The 17,493-nt window shown below is 63.4% G+C and carries 18 protein-coding genes; 12 read left to right on the top strand and 6 right to left on the bottom strand.

Annotation, left to right across the window (positions count from 1 at the left end; all coding sequences use genetic code 11):
• Positions 1-15 precede the first annotated feature (15 nt).
• Positions 16-1,059 (top strand): EF-P lysine aminoacylase EpmA, encoded by a 1,044-nt coding sequence (gene epmA / locus C0456_RS11770; RefSeq protein ID WP_291052158.1) that lies wholly within the window; start codon positions 16-18, stop codon positions 1,057-1,059.
• Positions 1,056-2,108 carry a lysine-2,3-aminomutase-like protein gene (locus tag C0456_RS11765; protein ID WP_291052155.1) on the top strand — a complete coding sequence of 351 codons (1,053 nt, stop codon included), beginning with the start codon at positions 1,056-1,058 and terminating at the stop codon, positions 2,106-2,108. The genes epmA and C0456_RS11765 overlap by 4 nt, the downstream gene beginning before the upstream one ends.
• Here the strand turns inward: C0456_RS11765 and C0456_RS11760 are convergent.
• Positions 2,105-3,322 carry a hypothetical protein gene (locus C0456_RS11760; protein ID WP_291052152.1) on the bottom strand — a complete coding sequence of 406 codons (1,218 nt, stop codon included), beginning with the start codon at positions 3,320-3,322 and terminating at the stop codon, positions 2,105-2,107. The two genes, C0456_RS11765 and C0456_RS11760, sit on opposite strands and share 4 nt — an antisense overlap.
• Positions 3,323-3,555: 233 nt before the next feature.
• Between C0456_RS11760 and C0456_RS11755 the strand changes: the two genes are divergently transcribed.
• The 4 genes from C0456_RS11755 (at position 3,556) to C0456_RS11740 (ending at position 7,297) form a co-directional block, all read left to right on the top strand.
• A complete protein-coding gene (locus C0456_RS11755) occupies positions 3,556-4,446 on the top strand; it encodes an acyl-CoA desaturase (protein ID WP_291052150.1) in 891 nt (296 codons plus the stop codon).
• Positions 4,447-4,609: 163 nt separating this feature from the next.
• On the top strand, positions 4,610-5,371 hold the full coding sequence (locus tag C0456_RS11750) for a vWA domain-containing protein (RefSeq protein ID WP_291052147.1): 762 nt from the start codon (positions 4,610-4,612) through the stop codon (positions 5,369-5,371).
• 191 nt (positions 5,372-5,562) lie between these two features.
• Positions 5,563-6,030: a MaoC family dehydratase gene (locus C0456_RS11745; RefSeq protein WP_367179256.1), complete on the top strand. Its 468-nt coding sequence runs from the start codon at positions 5,563-5,565 to the stop codon at positions 6,028-6,030.
• A gap of 226 nt (positions 6,031-6,256) precedes the next feature.
• Positions 6,257-7,297, top strand: a complete 1,041-nt coding sequence (locus tag C0456_RS11740) for an aspartate-semialdehyde dehydrogenase (RefSeq protein ID WP_291052142.1) — start codon at positions 6,257-6,259, stop codon at positions 7,295-7,297.
• 74 nt (positions 7,298-7,371) lie between these two features.
• Here C0456_RS11740 and C0456_RS11735 read toward each other — a convergent pair whose 3' ends face one another.
• The 3 genes from C0456_RS11735 to C0456_RS11725 all read right to left on the bottom strand — a co-directional run bounded on the left by C0456_RS11735 (position 7,372) and on the right by C0456_RS11725 (position 10,240).
• Complete coding sequence (locus C0456_RS11735; RefSeq protein WP_291052139.1) at positions 7,372-8,547, bottom strand: acetyl-CoA C-acetyltransferase; 1,176 nt, start codon at positions 8,545-8,547, stop codon at positions 7,372-7,374.
• Between the two features lie 97 nt (positions 8,548-8,644).
• Positions 8,645-9,322, bottom strand: coding sequence for a nitroreductase (locus C0456_RS11730; protein ID WP_291052136.1), 678 nt, complete (start codon positions 9,320-9,322; stop codon positions 8,645-8,647).
• Positions 9,323-9,457: 135 nt separating this feature from the next.
• Complete coding sequence (locus C0456_RS11725) at positions 9,458-10,240, bottom strand: SDR family NAD(P)-dependent oxidoreductase (protein ID WP_291052134.1); 783 nt, start codon at positions 10,238-10,240, stop codon at positions 9,458-9,460.
• Between the two features lie 65 nt (positions 10,241-10,305).
• Between C0456_RS11725 and C0456_RS11720 the strand changes: the two genes are divergently transcribed.
• From C0456_RS11720 to C0456_RS11695, 6 genes are all read left to right on the top strand, one after another.
• Entirely contained in the window at positions 10,306-10,707 is a 402-nt protein-coding gene (locus C0456_RS11720) for a YkvA family protein (protein ID WP_291052131.1), read from the top strand.
• A gap of 5 nt (positions 10,708-10,712) precedes the next feature.
• Entirely contained in the window at positions 10,713-11,366 is a 654-nt protein-coding gene (locus C0456_RS11715) for a lysoplasmalogenase (RefSeq protein WP_291052129.1), read from the top strand.
• 154 nt (positions 11,367-11,520) lie between these two features.
• The gene (locus C0456_RS11710) at positions 11,521-12,681 is read left to right on the top strand and encodes a phosphoserine transaminase (protein WP_367179255.1); all 1,161 of its coding nucleotides are present in this window, start codon (positions 11,521-11,523) and stop codon (positions 12,679-12,681) included.
• A gap of 143 nt (positions 12,682-12,824) precedes the next feature.
• Positions 12,825-14,420 carry a phosphoglycerate dehydrogenase gene (gene serA / locus C0456_RS11705; protein ID WP_291052123.1) on the top strand — a complete coding sequence of 532 codons (1,596 nt, stop codon included), beginning with the start codon at positions 12,825-12,827 and terminating at the stop codon, positions 14,418-14,420.
• Positions 14,421-14,519: 99 nt separating this feature from the next.
• On the top strand, positions 14,520-15,098 hold the full coding sequence (locus C0456_RS11700) for an acyloxyacyl hydrolase (protein WP_291052120.1): 579 nt from the start codon (positions 14,520-14,522) through the stop codon (positions 15,096-15,098).
• 87 nt (positions 15,099-15,185) lie between these two features.
• Positions 15,186-16,478: an adenylosuccinate synthase gene (locus C0456_RS11695; RefSeq protein WP_291052117.1), complete on the top strand. Its 1,293-nt coding sequence runs from the start codon at positions 15,186-15,188 to the stop codon at positions 16,476-16,478.
• A gap of 121 nt (positions 16,479-16,599) precedes the next feature.
• Here C0456_RS11695 and C0456_RS11690 read toward each other — a convergent pair whose 3' ends face one another.
• Both C0456_RS11690 and C0456_RS11685 read right to left on the bottom strand, forming a co-directional pair.
• Complete coding sequence (locus C0456_RS11690) at positions 16,600-17,121, bottom strand: shikimate kinase (RefSeq protein ID WP_291052114.1); 522 nt, start codon at positions 17,119-17,121, stop codon at positions 16,600-16,602.
• Positions 17,122-17,133: 12 nt separating this feature from the next.
• Positions 17,134-17,490 (bottom strand): nuclear transport factor 2 family protein, encoded by a 357-nt coding sequence (locus tag C0456_RS11685; RefSeq protein ID WP_291052111.1) that lies wholly within the window; start codon positions 17,488-17,490, stop codon positions 17,134-17,136.
• Positions 17,491-17,493: the final 3 nt, after the last annotated feature.

The following is a 17,493-nucleotide window of genomic DNA, read 5'->3' as shown; positions in this document are numbered from 1 at the left end:
CCAGGAACAGGCCTTATGGAAGCTTCTGCGTGGTGGAGTCCTGAGACGCATGCCCGGCGGCGCCGCCATCTTCTGGCGCGCGGCAAGATCAAGTCCGCTTTGCGGCGCTGGTTTGAGGCGCAGGAATTTCTGGAGACCGAATGCGGCGCGCTGGTCGTTTCGCCGGGCAACGAGGCCCATCTGCACGCATTCCAGACACAATACGTGACAGATAGTGGACAAATCCGGACACTTTACCTCCATACCTCGCCAGAGTTTGCCATGAAGAAGCTTCTGGCGGCCGGCGAGACGCGCATCTTCGATTTCGCCCGCGCCTACCGGAACCGGGAATCTGGCGGCCGGCATTCGCCCGAGTTCACGATGCTGGAATGGTACCGGGCAGGGGCAGGCATGGCGGATGTGATGGGCGATTGCACGGCCATCGCGAGAAGGGCAGCTAAGGCGGCGGGCACGCGTCAGCTCGTCTGGAAGGGGCAGGTCTGCGACCCGTTCGCAGAGCCCGAATGGCTGACCCTTGCCGAGGCGTTTGACCGGTATGCCGGGATCGACCTCACCCGTCATCTGGAGGACGCAGGCGCGTTCCGGGGCGCTGCGCTGGCCGCTGGCATCGGCGTGCCGGAAGGGGCGACCTGGACGGATGTGTTTTCGGCCATCCTCGTTACGAAGATCGAGCCGCATCTGGGCATGGGGCGGCTGACCTTCCTGCATCGCTATCCGGTCAGCGAGGCGGCCCTGTCGCGGCCGGCGCCGGACGATCCGCGCTTTGCCGAGCGGTTTGAGCTTTATGCCTGCGGTGTAGAACTGGCCAATGGCTATCGTGAGCTGACCGATGCCGCCCTGCTGGTGGCCCGGCAGCAGTCTGAAATGGACCTCAAGGAAGCGGTCTATGGCGAGCGCTATCCTCTGGACCCCGATTTTGTGGCAGCCGTTGCGGCCATGCCGGAGGCAAGCGGTGTGGCGCTCGGTTTTGACCGGCTGGTGATGCTGGCGAGCGGGGCAAACGCGATCAATGAGGTGCTCTGGACGCCGCCCGTCATTGCGGAAGAACCCCGCCCATGAAACCGGTTACCCTCCGCAGTCCTGGGGAGCTTCTGGCAGCAGGCCTCATTCCGGCAGATGAGGTGGAGATCCTCTCCCGTGTGGCCGAGCAGTATGTGATCGCCCTGCCGGAGCCTCTGGCGGCCCTGATCGACCCGGCCGATCCCCGCGACCCGATCGGCCGGCAATATGTTCCGTCCGGGGAAGAACTGAACGCTCTGCCGGGTGAAACCGAAGACCCGATCGGCGACACCGCCCACAGCCCCGTGCCGGGGATCGTGCATCGCTATCCTGACCGCGTGCTGCTGAAGATCACCTCGACCTGTCCGGTCTACTGCCGTTTCTGTTTCCGGCGTGAGCGTGTCGGGCCGGAGAAGGGCGCGCCGCTGGGCAAGGCCGAGCTTGAAGCGGCTCTGGCTTATATTGCCGGGCGGCCGGAGATATTTGAGGTCATTCTTACCGGCGGTGACCCGATGGTCCTGTCGCCGGCGCGGGCCGGCGAGATCACGCGCCGGCTTGAAGCCATTGAGCATGTAAAGCTGATCCGCTGGCATAGCCGCGTGCCCGTCGCCGCGCCGGAGCGCATCACCCCGGAATTCGTTGAGGCGATCCGGGGACGGAGCAAGGCCGTCTTTGTGGCCATTCACGCCAATCATGCGCGGGAGTTTACTCCGGAGGCAATCGCGGCCATCCGCCGCCTCGCGCAGGCGGGCATCTCGCTTGTGTCGCAATCAGTGCTGCTGCGCGGTGTGAATGACAGCTTCGACGCCCTGGCAGACCTGATGCGCGCTTTCCTCAGTACAGGGATAAAACCCTACTATCTGCATCAACTGGACGCTGCCCCCGGCACAGCGCATTTCCGGGTGCCGGTGGAAGAGGGGCAGGCGCTGGTGCGCCGCCTGCGCGATGACCTCACGGGCCTGGCAACGCCTCACTACGTGGCCGACATTCCCGGCGGCGTCTCCAAGGCGGTCATGAACCTGCCGGATATCGAGCGCCGCGAAGATGATTTCCGCCTTCGCGGAAGGGATGGTGAGTTGCATCCCCTGCCAGGCGCGCAGGGTGGCTAGTCTTCCGGCTTTTGCCGCCCGCCTGCCAGCAGGAGCAGGGCAACAAAGCCGATGGAGGTGGCCTGGCTTGAGAAGAGTTCCAGCAGGGCGGCAAACAGCCAGCTGGGCAGGGAAGCGCGCTGCTCGGCCTGCAGCAGGATATTGCCGGAGCCCTGGCCGAGGAGTTCGGCATTGGCCGCCTCAATCCGCGCGGTGAGTTCGTCCCGGCGCCTCGCCAGACCCAATTCATTCTGCGCGTCGCGGTAGGGCTTCTGATCGGTGCGGCCAACGCGCTCGACTTCTGAGATGTAGGCTTCAAGGCCTTCAACGGATCTTGTTTCCGGCGGAATGCCCTCCAGCTGGCGGCGCCAGTCGGCAATCTGGGATTCCAGAACCGCCCGGTTGGAACTGGCGGTCTCCACGGCGGCGGCCGAAGCTTCGGCATTGCTGCGGATGTAGATCTCGGTGCCGAGAATGGAGGCGCCCGCGCCGACGGCTGCAAAGATCATCGCGCGGGCGGCTTCCTTGAAGCGGCGATTGGCGCCGTGCCAGTAGACGAAGGTGAAGCCGCCAAAAGAGATGATGGCGGCGATGACCCCGGCCCAGCCCCAGATGCGCCCCTGCACCGGGTCGGTCACGGTCGAGGAGAAGGCCTGATAATTGGCAAAACCGGACAGGCCCGCCGCCGCGAGCCCCGCCAGCAGGAAGATCAGGGCCAGGGCGCCGATGATCAGCCGCTCACTGCGCCCCCGGTGCTTCTCGGCCCGCTGCGCTTTGAGGGCTGCGAGACGTTCCTCCCTTTCTGCCTGGATCTCTTCAGGCGTCGGCAGCTTCTGCTCGGGTTTGAGCTGCAGCACCTTGGCCTCTGTCTTCAGGACCGGATTGGCCGCGCGGGTGACCTCGGTGAATTCCGCATCGATCGGGGCCGCCGGAGGCGGCGGCGTGATGCTTTCCGGAAGCGTTTCGCTGCGCAGCGCCGGCAGAAGACGGCTCGCCCGGATCGCTTCGAGCTGTTTTATGAGGTCGCGAAGCGGGCCGGTCTCACCCGTTCCGGCGCAGCGATAGGCGTGGCGCTGCCAGTTGAGGATGAGGTTATTGTCGCCTGAAGAGGCCACGCACTCTTCGTGCAGGGGACAGGGCAGGCGCGCCTCGGACGTATCCTGGCTGACCTCGTCATCCAGGCCGAGCAGTTCGGCCACACGCTGCAATTCCTTCAGATGGCGCTCGTCTGCCATGTCAGCCCCTTATCCCGTGCCATCCACGCATAGCGGATCGGGCCCCGCGCCGTCACCTGCCTTGCGGCATCGCGATTACACTCGCGTAAGGAACGCAGTTGAGACGCAATTACAACTTTAACCGCAGCCCAAGACATCTTAATCCTGTCTTAAGGCAGCCAAAGTGAGATTGCCGTACCTATATGGGGGACTGCCGCGCCAGATATGGCCGGCCTGAAGAGGACTGAACTGAAATGACCCCGCGTTCCGCCGCGATCCCAAAAAACTGGAAAACTTTCGATATCCCGAGCTTTTTCTCGGCCTTTGGCTACCCCGCCCTGGGTGTGGCCCTGTTCACCACCATGGTGCTGCTCGGCATCTTTGTCAGCGAGCTGACCTTCCACTGGTGGTACCTGCCGATCGCCGGCGCCGTGATCGCCTTCTCGGTATTCTGGTGCAATCTCGGCATCGGGCCGATGCACCGCATCCTGCAGCACCGCGCCGGGGAAATGAAATGGCCCGCCCAGGTGCTGACCATGCTCAACATCATCATCGCCATGCAGGGCAACCTGCGCGACTGGGTGAACTATCACTCACAGCACCACCGCTTTGCCGATGGTCCTGGCGACCCGCACAATCCCTTCGAGTCCAAGCGCTGGGCCTGGGTTGGCTGGATCCTCTTCCGCGACCGGAAAGACACCGCCCGCCCGATGGCGGCCTGGCTGAAACAGCAACCGGTCATCGTATGGATGGACCGCTTCTATAATGAGATCAGCATCGTCATCCATTTCGTCATCCCGGCCTTGATCTATCTGATCGTCTGGGCCGCTGGCGGCTCGCTGGTGCTGACCGCGCTGCTGCATGCCAGCGTCGTGATCGGCCGGGCGATCCAGTTCCATGCCACCGTCTATGGCATCAATGTGCTCGGCCATCTCAAGACGCCGGTGTGGGCGGATCATCTGATGGCGCTGCTGACGGGCGGGGAAGCCTTCCACGATCACCACCATGACGAGCCGCAAAGCGCGCTGCATCGTCCGCGCAAAGGCATCTGGAACCGCATCGTGGATTATAACGGCACGGTGCTTCTCTTCCTTGAGAAGATCGGCTGGGTGAAGGATCTGAAGATCGCGCCGCGTTTTGCGTGATCAGTTCCCGGAACGCCTCAGTCTGAACGCCTGTTCAGTTTCACAAGGGCCACCCCTCAAAAGGTGGCCCTTTTCCTTTTCTATTCCTGATTCGTGACACAGACGCGCCGTATTCGGGGCGCAGCCTCCTGCCCACACACAGCAACTGGGAAGGGACGCCCGCATGAAACTCTTTCACTCCATCCTCGCCATCGCCGCCGGCGCAGCTCTGGCCGCCACCGCTTCCGCCAAAGTCTTACCTCCCAAGCCGCCCAAGCCCGAGACGGTTCAGTCTTATGTGCTTCTGGACCGTACCGGGTCCATGTCAAACATCTGGGACGAGGCGCTCTCGTCGGTGAACGCCTATGCCGAGAGCTTCGCGGCAGATGCTCCGGGGACAGAGATTGCCGGGGCTGACATCAAGACGGCCGTGACCGTCGCCGTCTTCGACTATCAGGATGGCATGCAGTTCGATGTGCTGCGCGACAAGGTGGACCCGACGGCCTGGAAGAAGATCACCAATGATGAGGCCAGCCCGCGCGGCATGACCCCGCTATATGATGCCATCGGCAAGATCATCACCCGCGCCGAAGCGGACAATCCAGAAAAGGCTGTCATCGTCATCATGACGGACGGCCTTGAAAACTCCTCCCGCGAGTTCACCAAGCAGGGGGCGAAGGCCGCGCTCGACCGGGCGCAGGCGCGCGGCTGGGAAGTCGTGTTCCTCGGCGCTGAATTTGCAAGCTTCAACGACGCCGAAGCCGTCGGCATGGCCTCGTCCAAGACGATGGCGGTTGGCCAGGGCCGCATGAACGAGTCGATGGACGCCCTCGCCCAGAAAGCCCGGGCCTATGGCAAGGGCGCCGCCCCTGCCGTGGAGTTCAGCGCAGAAGACCGCGCCGCCGCCGATGAAGAAGGCGTCAAACAGCGCCAGGGCGGCAACTAAGCCCCGGCCACCGGAATCTCTCCGGTTTCCGTCCGGCTTCCCACGGCATCGCAGACTGGCAGAGAGGCGGCCCGCTCCATCCCCTTGGAGCGGGCTCAGCCTTGCGCCACCTGTATATTACGCTGCGTCATACTTGCCATTCGCTGATGGGCCCGCTTCAGGAAAGCGTGGTTCAATTGCAGGGCAGGGCGATGAAGTATTACGAGGATCTGGTCATCGGCACGGTCACGCGCGGCGTGCGCACTTATACGGTCACCCGCGAGGAAGTGATCGAGTTTGCCAGAAAATATGATCCCCAGCCTTTCCATCTGGATGACGAGGCCGCCGCCAACACCCATTTCGGGCGCCTTTCGGCTTCGGGCTGGCATACCGGCGCCATGGTCATGCGGATCATGGTCGAGACCGGGCGGACCGGCGAGCCGACCGCCTCCCTCGGCTCGCCCGGCATTGACGAGCTGCGCTGGGTGAAGCCCGTCTATCCCGGCGACGAGCTCAGCGTGGAGATGGAACTCATTTCCAAGCGGCGCATGAAAAGCCGGCCGGATATGGGCCTCTCAAAAGCGCGCCAGACCGTCTACAATCAGAATGGCGAAGTGGTGATGACGATGGTGTCCAACGGGCTCATCAAGGTGCGCCATCCGGAAATCGAGACAGAGTAGCCGGGCGCCCGCTTTACAAGCCGCGCGCCGCGCTATATCCGTCCGCCCGCAATGCTGAACAAGACCGCCATTATTATTACCCCAAAGACGATCCGCCTCGGCGGGACGTTGCGGGTGTGTGCGATCTGACAGCAGCCACCTTGAACAACGTCCCCGCAAAGGCGCGGGACGGCCCTCTCAAGGAAACCGGCTCTCCCGCTCCAAAGTCCCTTAATGGAGAAGAGCCATGCAGAAATTCTCACGATCCAATCCGCCCCGTGTCGGCGTCGTCGGCGCCACCGGCCTTGTCGGCAGCCTGATGCGCGACCTTCTGGCCGAGCGGGATTTCCCGCTGGCCTCCCTGCGCCTGTTTGCGTCCGCCCGTTCCGCCGGAAAGCCGGTCGCCTTCCGGGGCGGCGAGGTGATCGTGGAGGATGTGGCGACGGCCGATCTCTCCGGGCTCGACATCGTGTTCTTCTCCGCAGGCGGAGAAACGTCCCGCCAGTATGCCCCGCGCTTCGCAGCGGCCGGCGCCGTGGTGATCGACAACTCCTCGGCCTGGCGGAAAGATCCTGACGTGCCGCTGGTGGTGGCCGAGGTGAACGCGCACGCGCTGGCCAGCCTTCCCAAAGGCATTATCGCCAACCCGAACTGCACCACGATGGCAGCCATGCCGGTGCTCAAACCCCTGCATGATGCCTGGGGCCTGAAGCGCCTGTTCGCCAGCACCTATCAGGCCGCGTCCGGGGCAGGGGTGGCCGGTATTGCGGAGCTGTCCGGGCAAATCTCCGCCGCGGCCGTCGGCAATTTCGAGGCGCTCGCTCATGATGGCGGCGCAGTTACATTTCCGGCGCCGAAGAAATGGCAGGTGCCGCTGGCCTTCAATGTGGTGCCGCTGAACTATGTTCTGGGTGAAGACGGGTATACGGATGAAGAGGCCAAGCTGCGGGATGAAAGCCGCAAGATCCTCGGTATTCCGGGGTTGCTTGTTTCGGGCACCTGCGTGCGCGTGCCGGTGCTGACCGGCCATTGCCTGGCCATCCATGCCGAATTCGAACGCCCGGTCTCTGCCGACGAGGCCAATGCCTTGCTGGCAAAGGCGCCGGGCGTGGAACTGGACGAGGTGCCCAATCCGCTGGCTGTTGCGGGCCGCGACGCCGTCAGCGTGGGGCGCGTCCGCAAGGACAGCGCGCTGGAAAACGGCCTCGCCCTGTTTGTGGTTGGCGACAATCTGCGCAAGGGCGCCGCGCTCAACGCCATTCAGATTGCCGAGGCGATGCTCGCCTAGGTCATCTCCCAAAGAAAAACGCCGGACCATTTCGGTCCGGCGTTTCCTTGTTCAGAGATCCGTTCGTATCCGGATCAGAGCGCTTCGATGATTGTGACGTTGGCGACGCCGCCGCCTTCACACATCGTCTGCAGGCCCCATTTCTTGCCGCGGGCATGCAGGGCATGCACCAGCGTTGCCATCAGCTTGGTGCCCGAAGCGCCCAGCGGGTGGCCCAGCGAGATGGCCCCGCCATTGACGTTCAGCTTCGACGGGTCAGCGCCGGTATGCTGCAGCCAGGCAATCGGCACCGGCGCGAAGGCTTCGTTGACTTCGTAAAGGTCGATGTCGCCGATCTTCATGCCGGCGCGCTGCAGGGCGCGGTCGGTGGCGAAGAGGGGTTCTTCCAGCATGATCACAGGGTCGCCGGCCGTGACGGTGACGTTGTGAATGCGGGCGAGCGGGGTGAGGTTATGCGTCTTCAGGGCGGCTTCCGACGCAATCATCACGGCTGAGGAGCCGTCGCAGATCTGGCTGGCATTGGCCGCCGACATGACGCCGCCTTCCATAAGGATCTTGAGGCTCGCCATGGCTTCCATATTGGCGTCGTAGCGGATGCCCTCATCCTTGTCGTGCATCACTTCGGCGCCCTCGCCGTTGCGGCCCTTGATGACCACGAGTTCCTTGGCGAAGGCCCCGGCCTTGGTGGCGGCGGCCGCGCGGCGATGGCTTTCCACCGAGAACGCATCCAGCTGTTCCTTGGTGAAGCCGTATTTCTTGGCGATCATTTCAGCGCCGGTGAACTGGTTGAAGTGCTTGATGCCGAACTTCTCCTTCACCGATTGCGGCGTCGGATCGGTCGGGATGTCGAACACCTTGCCGGCGCGGGCGTTGATGCCCATCGGGCAGCGCGACATGCTTTCCACGCCGGCTGCGATCACGAGGTCCTGCGTGCCGGACATGATCGCCTGGGCCGCAAACTGGATCGACTGCTGGGACGAGCCGCACTGGCGGTCGATGGTCACGGCGGGGACAGAATTGGGAAGGTTGGAGGCCAGAACCGCCGTGCGGCCGATCTGGCCGGCCTGTTCACCGGCCTGCGACACGCAGCCCATGATCACGTCTTCGATCGCTTTCGGGTCAACGCCGGTCTCGGCCACAATGGCGTTCAGAACCTGCGCGCCGAGGTCGCCGGGGTGCCATTCGGCAAGGGCGCCGCCCTTGCGGCCGCCGGCTGTGCGTTTCGCTGCTACGATATAGGCTGTCGCCATGGTCTTTTCCTCCTGACTGGATGGCGCGAGTTTAATGGCCATTCAGGCCTGCGCCAGCGCTCACGCCGGGGCAGGGGGAGGCGGGAAAACGCAGTTTTCAGTCGTCAAAGCCGAGGAAGGTGGCGGCCTCGTCCACGGATTTGCGCAGGGAGACGACCGCGTTTGCCGGAAAGCTCTCATCCGGCCAGCCCATCGCCACGCAAGTCTGGATCACCTGATCGTCCGGGATGCCGGCTTCGGCGCGCACCACCGGGCTCTGCATGATGCCTTGCGAATTGATCACGCAGCCAAGGCCCCGGTTCCAGGCGGCATTGACGAGGCAGTTGACCACCCCGCCGCAGTCAAAGGGCGGAATATCCCCGCCATGCAGCGCCTTATCATAGGTCACGACAATGGAGACGGGCGCATCGAACTGGCGGAAGCCGCGCAGTACCCAGTCCATCCGCGCCTCCTTGTCTTCCCGCGCAATGCCCATGGCGGCGAACAGCTGCTTGGCGATCTCCACCTGCCGGTCGCGGTGGACGCCCTGATAGGCCGGGCCCATCCGGAACTCGCGGCTGTCAGGCACACCGGCCACATTCCGCTCCACATTGCCCTTCCGGATACGGTCGAGCACCTCACCGGTGACAACGTAGAAATTCCAGGGCTGGGAGTTCAGCGAGGTGGGGGCGCGCATCGCCAGTTCGAGGATTTCGCGGATCAGCGCCTTGGGCACAGGCTTCTTCTGGAAACCGCGGATACTTCTCCGCCCCCGGACAACATCATCAAATTCCACGGCCAAGGCCTCCCCGAACTGTCATAGCTGCAACGACTTTTAGCGAAGCATGCCCTGCTGGCATCCCCTGACGCCGGGGCAAACAAAAAAGCCCGCTCAAGCGAGCGGGCTTTCTGTTCAGATATGTGAGGCCGCTTAGCGCGGAGCCATCCGGATGGCGCCGTCGAGGCGGACATCTTCGCCGTTGAAATAGTTGTTGCGGACCATTTCGGTGGCCAGCGACGCATACTCCTCCGGGTTGCCGAGGCGCGGCGGGAACGGCACCTGCGCGCCGAGGGCCTGTTTCACCGGCTCAGGCGCAGCGGCCAGCAGCGGGGTGTTGAAGATACCCGGCAGGATCGTGTTGACGCGGATATTCTCGCGCGAAAGGTCGCGCGCGATCGGCAGGGTCATGCCGACAACGCCGCCTTTGGACGCCGAGTAAGCGGCCTGCCCGATCTGGCCGTCTTCTGCAGCCACCGAAGCGGTGTTGACGATGGCGCCGCGGTCGCCGCAGGGCAGCGGGTCCAGGGTCATCATGCCAGCGGCGGACTTTGCGATGCAGCGGAAGGTGCCGACGAGGTTGATCTGGATGATCAGGTTGAACTTATCCAGCGGGAAGTGCTCGATATTGCCCGTGTTCTTGTCGCGGCTGGCGGTCTTGATGGCGTTGCCGGTGCCGGCGCAGTTGATCAGGATACGCTCCTGGCCGATGGCGGCGCGGGATTTGGCAAAGCCGGCATCGACGGAGGCTTCGTCGGTGACGTTGACATTGCAGAAGACGCCGCCAAGCTCTTTGGCCAGCGCTTCGCCTTTTTCAGCGTTGAGGTCGAACAGAGCGACCTTCACGCCATAGCTGGCGAGTTTGCGGGCGGTTGCGGCGCCGAGGCCGGAAGCGCCACCGGTGATGACGGCGGAGATGTTAGAATTGAGTTCCATGGGCCACTGCCCTCCCTGTTTTCGAAAACTGCGGACTTCAATTATAATGCCCCTAGGAGAGCGCAATGTCTGACGCAGCGGAAATCATAAATACGGTCAAAGGGGATGGAGACATCTACCTGCCCAAGACAATCCAGCGCAATGAGCGCCTGGCCAGGGGCCTTGTGCCCAAGCTTGTCCGGCTGGCGGGAAAGCTGCCTTTTGCCGATGATCTGGCGGCGGCCTATTATGCCGCACGCGATCCGCTGACGCCTGTGAAGGCCAAGGCAGTGCTGTTTGGCGCTGCCGCCTATTTCGTCCTGCCGGCTGATCTGGTGCCAGATGTGGTCGTCGGCCTGGGCTTTACCGATGACGCCACCGTGCTGGCCACCGCACTCAGCGTTGTGGGCATGCATGTGAAGGAACGCCACCGGGCGATGGCCCGCAAGCTGCTGTGTCTGCCCGAGCCGGTCAAAGATCCCGGCTGACGGTCATGACAGCGGGGGCGGGGGTATTCATTACATCGCTGGTTCTGGGCGCCGCCTATTGGGCGGTCTGGTGCTATCGTGAGAAGGGGCTGGCCGGCCTGCTGGTGAAAACCGGCTCGGTGGCGCTGCTCTCTGTCTGGGCGTTCCTGATGGGCGGCCCGGTATTGCTGGTGGCAGCTCTGGCGCTCAGCGCGGTGGGCGACGCCTTCCTGGCCGGCAAGGCGGAACGCTGGCTGCTGCCGGGCATGGCGGCCTTTTTCCTGGCCCATGCTGCATATGTGCCGCTGTTCTGGCAGCTGGGGGAGGGCGGCTGGAGCTGGCCTGTAAAAGCTGGGCAGGCGGCGCTGGTGATCGGCGGCGTGATCTTCCTGCGCTGGCTGACGCCCTTTGTGGAACCCAAGATACGCGTGCCGGTGATCCTCTACACTGGCGTGATCCTGATGATGGGGGCTGCTGCCATCGCGCTGCCGGGCGCGTACTGGCTCGTCACGCTTGGCGCCCTGATGTTCATCGCCTCGGATGTGATCCTGTCGCTTCTCCTCTTCCGCCAGCCGAAGGACGGGCCGGCCAATATCCCAGCCTCGCTTGCCGTCTGGGGGCTTTATTTCGGGGGGCAGGTGCTGATTGCGCTGGGCGTGACAGGCAGCCTGACGGTCTGAAACCCGCCTGCGGCCAAGGGTTAACCGGCGCCTCTCCAGCCGGTCACAAAAATGCCACTGGCCGCGCCCCCCGAAATATGCGACAGACGCGGCGGGCCAGGCGCCCCCAACGGCGCCCAGCCTATCTGTGAGGATAGGAGTAAAACAGATGACAGTGACTACCGCCAAGCCGGTTGTACGCCCCGCTTGCCCGCATTTTTCGTCGGGCCCCACCGCAAAATATCCCGGTTTCTCGCTGCAGAACCTTGTCACCGCCGCCCTCGGCCGGTCGCATCGTTCTGGCGACGCCAAGAAAAAACTCAAAGCTGCGATTGACCGCACCAAGCTGATCCTTGGCATTCCGGATGATTACCGCGTGGCCATCGTTCCGGCCTCCGACACCGGCGCCGTCGAGATGTGCATGTGGTCGATGCTCGGCGCAAAGCCGGTCGACGTGTTCGCCTGGGAAGCCTTCGGGCAGGATTGGGTGACCGACGCCGTCAAGCAGCTGAAGCTTGCCGATTGCAACACCCATGTCGCCGAATTCGGTCAGCTGCCGGACTTTGCCAAAGCCCGCGACGATGCTGACATCATCTTCACCTGGAACGGCACCACTTCCGGCGTGCGCGTGAAGGATGTCGATTGGATCAAGCCGAACCCGGACCGTGTGGTGATCTGCGACGCGACCTCGGCAGCCTTCAGCCAGGACATCGCCTGGGAAAAGCTGGATGTCGTCACCTATAGCTGGCAGAAATGCCTTGGTGGGGAAGCGGCCCATGGCATGCTCATCCTTTCGCCGAACGCCGTGAAGCGCCTCGAAACTTACACGCCGGACCGCGCCCTTCCGAAACTCTTCCGCATGACCAAGGGCGGCAAGATCGACGAGGAGCTCTTCCAGGGCGCCACGATCAACACCCCCTCGATGCTCTGCGTGGAAGACTATCTCCAGGCGCTTGACTGGGTTGAGCGTTTGGGCGGCTGGAAGAAGCTGAAAGCCCGCTCGGATGAAAGCCTCGCCATTCTCACCGAATGGGAAAAGAAATCCGACTGGGTCGAGTTCCTGTGCAAGGATGCTTCGGTGCGCTCGAACACTGGCGTCACCTTCCGCATCAAGGATCCGCGGGTTGCGGGCCTGGATGAGGCCGGGCAACGCGATTTCGTCAAGAAGATGATGAAACGTCTTGAGACGGAGAATGCCTGTTTTGACGCTGCCGGCTATGCCAAGGCCCCTCCGGGCCTGCGCATCTGGGTGGGCGGATCGGTTGAGCCGTCTGACGTGAAGAAACTTCTCCCCTGGCTCGACTGGGCCTTCCATGAGGAAGCTGCAAAGCTCTGAGGTTCTGCCTGTTTGCCTGATCCCGGCGCCTGGTCTCTCTTCTGAGGGCAGGGGCTGCCGGGGCGGGTGTTAAGCGCCCTTCTCTCTTGTTTCTGTCTTGCTGGGTTTAGGCCGGTGCCTGCCGCAAGCGAAAGGAAATCAAAATGCCTAAAGTCCTTATCGGAGATACGCTCTCCCCCGCCGCCGTCGAGATTTTCAAGGCACGCGGCATCGAAACCGACATCAAGGTTGGCCTCTCCAAGGAAGAGCTGATCAAGATCATTCCGGACTATGATGGCCTCGCCGTGCGCTCTGCCTGCAAGCCGGACGCCGACGTGATCGCAGCGGCCACCAGGCTGAAGGTCATCGGCCGGGCCGGTATCGGGGTCGACAATATCGACATCAAGGCCGCTACCGCCAAGGGCGTCGTGGTGATGAACACGCCCTTCGGTAACGCCATCACCACGGCCGAACATGCCATCGCCATGATGTTTGCTGCCGCCCGCCAGATCCCGGCGGCGAATGCTGACACCCAGGCCGGCAAATGGCCCAAGTCTGGCTATATGGGCGTTGAGGTTTCCTTCAAGACGCTCGGCCTGATCGGGGCGGGCAATATCGGCAGCCGCGTGGCTGAGCGCGCCATTGGCCTGAAGATGAAGGTTATCGCCTATGACCCCTTCCTTACGGCAGAACGCGCCGTGGAGCTGGGTGTTGAAAAGGTCGAACTGGACGAGCTCCTGAAGCGCGCCGATGTGATCACGCTGCACGTTCCGCTCACGGATCAGACCCGCAACATCCTGTCGCGCGAAAGCCTGCTGAAAACCAAGAAGGGCCTCATCCTCGTCAACTGTGCCCGGGGCGGCCTGGTCGATGAAGAAGCCGTCGCCGAACTTCTGGAATCCGGCCATCTGGCTGGGGCTGCGTTTGACGTGTTCGCGGTCGAGCCTGCCAAGGAAAACATCCTCTTCGGCAAGAAGAACTTCGTGGCGACGCCCCATCTTGGTGCCTCCACCAATGAGGCGCAGGAAAACGTGGCGCTGCAGGTGGCCGAGCAGATGGCCGATTACATTCTCACCGGCGCGGTCACCAACGCCCTCAACATGCCCTCTGTCACCGCCGAGGAAGCCCCGCGCCTCAAACCCTTCGCGGCGCTGGCCGAAAAGCTCGGCAGCTTTGCCGGTCAGATCTCCGACTATGGCTATGAAGAAGTCGTCATCGAATATGAAGGCGACGTTTCCGAGCTGAACCGCAAGCCGATCACGGCAGCGTTGCTGGCGGGCCTGCTGCGGGCCTCGCGCGGCGATGTGAATATGGTGTCCGCCCCGGCGATCCTGGCCGAGAGCGGCGTCAAGCTGACCGAGACCAAGACCGAGACGAGCCCCGTCTATGACAGCCTGATCCGCATCAAGGTGAAGACCAAGGCCACCAAGAACTCTCCCGAAGGCGGATGGCGTACGCTGGCGGGCGCGCTGATCGCGGGCAAGCCGCGCATCGTCGAGGTCAAGGGCATGGCGCTGGAGGGCGATTTCTCGCCGGTTACGCTCTATGTGAACAACATCGACAAGCCGGGTTTCATCGGCGCCCTCGGCCAGATGCTGGGCGAGGCGAAGGTCAATATCGCCACCTTCCACCTTGGCCGCCAGGAAGCGGGCGGGGAGGCGATTGCCCTGATCGGTATCGATTCCACCCCGCCGGCAGCGATCATGGAAAAGCTGAGCAGCCTGCCGCAGGTCCGGTATGCGAAGGTCCTGTCCTTCTGAAGGCAGGGCAGTGGCCGGGCGTGACCGTCCGGCCACACTTGACGAGGGCGGGGAAGGGGCGCGATGGCTTGTGATGAAATCGTCACGAAAGGCATTTTGATGCGCCGTATTTCCCTGCTCACAGCCGCCCTGGCGGCCATGCCGATGATGGCCTCGGCCCAGATCGTCGATGAAGTCCGCCTTGGCGTAGTCGCGCACAATGTCTGCGTCCTTGGGTGTGACAATGCAGGCAAGGAGGGTGGGCCGAACGTCAATGGCGAGATTGTTTTCAATTCGCCGGAGTTCCTGCGGCTGATCTGGAGCCCGCGCCCCTATGTGATGGGCAGCGTGAACACGGCCGGGGATACCAGCTTTGGCGGCGCTGGCCTGAACTGGAACTGGGATTTCGCGCAAGGCTGGTCGCTGGAGCCGGGCGTGGGCTATGTGGTCCATGATGGCGAGCTGGATTTCCCGTTCCCGCAAGGGGATCCGCGCAATGCCCCGATCTCGGAAAGCAAGGTCTTCTTCGGCTCGCGCGACCTCTTCCGCACAAGCCTCTCCCTCAACAAGGATCTCGCCGGTCCCTGGGGCGTGCAGCTGATGTATGAACACCTCAGCCATGGCCAGATCCTGGGCAGTGGCCGCAACCAGGGCCTTGATAGTATTGGTGTCCGCGTCCGCTACGCGTTCGGCGAATAGGTCTGCCGCAAGGGGTGGCAAAAGGCCCCTTGCAATTGCCTGCCGAATGCTGCCCTTGTCGCCGCGGCTGAACAACGGAGCAGGTTCATGGCAGGAGTAGTGGTCGTCGGGGCCCAATGGGGCGACGAAGGCAAAGGCAAGATCGTCGACTGGCTGTCGAGCCGGGCCGATGTCGTGGTCCGCTTTCAGGGCGGGCACAATGCCGGCCACACGCTTGTCATCGACGGCAAGACCTTCAAGCTGGCGCTGCTGCCCTCCGGCCTCGTGCGCGGCGGCAAGCTGTCGGTGATCGGCAATGGCGTGGTGGTCGACCCCTGGCACATGCTGACTGAAATCGACGGCATTCGCGCGCAAGGCATTGAAGTTTCTCCCGAAAGCCTGGTGCTGGCCGACAATGCATCCCTCATCCTGCCCTGGCACAAGGACATCGATGCGGCCCGTGAAGGCGCCCTCGGCGCGGCCCAGATCGGCACCACCAAGCGCGGCATCGGCCCGGCCTATGAAGACCGGGTTGGCCGCCGCGCCATCCGCGTGGCAGACCTTGCCGACCCCGCCGCCCTCGACATGAAGATCGAGCGGTTGCTCGCTCATCACTGCCCGCTGCGCGCGGGTCTCGACCTGCCCGAGCCTGATGGCGCCGCGCTGAAGGCCGCGCTTCTGGAGATTGCACCGCAGGTGCTGGCCTATGCCCAGCCTGTGTGGAAACTGCTGGACGAGAAGGTTCGCCGGGGCAGCCGCATCCTGTTTGAGGGCGCCCAGGGCGTGATGCTGGACGTCGACCATGGCACCTACCCGTTTGTGACCTCTTCCAACGTGGTGGCGGGCAATGCCTCGGCCGGTTCGGGCGTTGGGCCGGGGGCGGTTTCCTATGTGCTGGGCCTGGCGAAGGCCTACACAACGCGCGTCGGCGCCGGGCCGTTCCCGACCGAGCAGGACAATGACATCGGCAAGCGGCTTGGCACGATTGGCCATGAGTTTGGCACCAATACCGGCCGGGCGCGCCGCTGCGGCTGGTTTGACTCGGTCATGGTGCGCCAGGCGTGCGCCACGTCGGGCGTCAACGGACTTGCCCTGACGAAGCTGGATGTCCTTGATGGATTTGAAGAAATCAAGGTTTGCGTGGCCTACAAGCTGAACGGCAAGACGATTGACTACTTCCCCGCCGGCCTGACCGATCAGGCGGCCGTGGAGCCGGTTTACGAGACCCTGAAAGGCTGGAGCGGCTCGACCCGCGGAGCCCGCAGCTGGACCGATCTGCCGCCCGAAGCGGTGGTCTATGTGCGCCGCCTGGAAGAACTTGTGGGCAAGCCCTGCGCGCTCGTTTCCACCTCGCCGGAGCGGGAAGACGTGATCCTGATGCGCGATCCGTTCGAGGTGTAAGAACCGGGGAGAGGGCGCCGCCTATCCCGTGGATAAGGGCGCCAAAAAACTCCAACGGCACTCCAACGGGCTGCCCGAAAACTCCAAAAAAACTCCAACGCCGTTGGAGTTTTTTTATGCGTCAGAGGCGGGCGAGGATTTCGGCGGCTGCTTCGGCCGGGGAGGTCTGATCGGTGTCGATGACGATATCGGCGGCCGGCATCGCGGCCATCGACGCCACGAAAGCCTCTTTCATCTCGCTGAGAATTTCCGGCGAGCGCAGCTTGCCGAACTCCGCGCGGCTGGAATTTGCGATCCGCTGCATCTGTTCTTCGGCGCTGACCCTCAGGGCGATGAAGATCACTTCGCCGCCGGAACTTTCGACCAGGCTTTTCACCGCTTGCGGAAAGCCCGGATCGACCGTGGGTTCGGGCGCGAAGGTGAAGATCAGGGAGCGGTCTTCGGCCACCGCCGCGCTGAACACATCCATCCAGAACTGCTCGCGCAGGCGGATGAAGCTTTCAGAGCCGAAGGGGAAGACCGAGGCGACCGCATCGACCACGAGATGGTTATGGAAGAGGGGAAGGCCGGTCTGCCTTGCCAGCTGTCTTGCCACGGTCAGCTTGCCGGCGGCGGCCTCGCCATAGATGAAGATCAGGCGCATGGCGGTGTCCTTTCAGCGATACGCCGCAATCGAGCGGACGACCTTGCCTTCGGGGCCGAAGACAAAGGTTTCGGCGACCAGCTCCTCACGATGGTTCGTGTAAAGAATGGTCAGGGCATCCGAGCCGATGAGGATGTCATCCAGCTCGAAGAAGAGTTGCGGGGCGAGGCCCAGCGCCTTTGTCCAGTAATCCCGCAGCGCGGCCTTGCCGGAGACGCTGCTGGCCGAAGTGCCCAGCACCTTTGCGATGCGGGGCGAGTGGAAGACGATGTCCTCGCCATAATGGCTGAGGATGCGCTCAATATCGCGGTCATTCCAGGCGGCCAGCCAGTCGCGTGCAAAGTTTTCGGCGAAGGGCCGGGAGAGCATGGC

It is taken from the genome of Hyphomonas sp. (genome assembly GCF_013823385.1).
Classification (GTDB): Bacteria; Pseudomonadota; Alphaproteobacteria; order Caulobacterales; family Hyphomonadaceae; genus Hyphomonas.
Note: the sequence above shows the minus strand (reverse complement) of the source record. Positions and strands in the feature narration are given on the sequence as shown.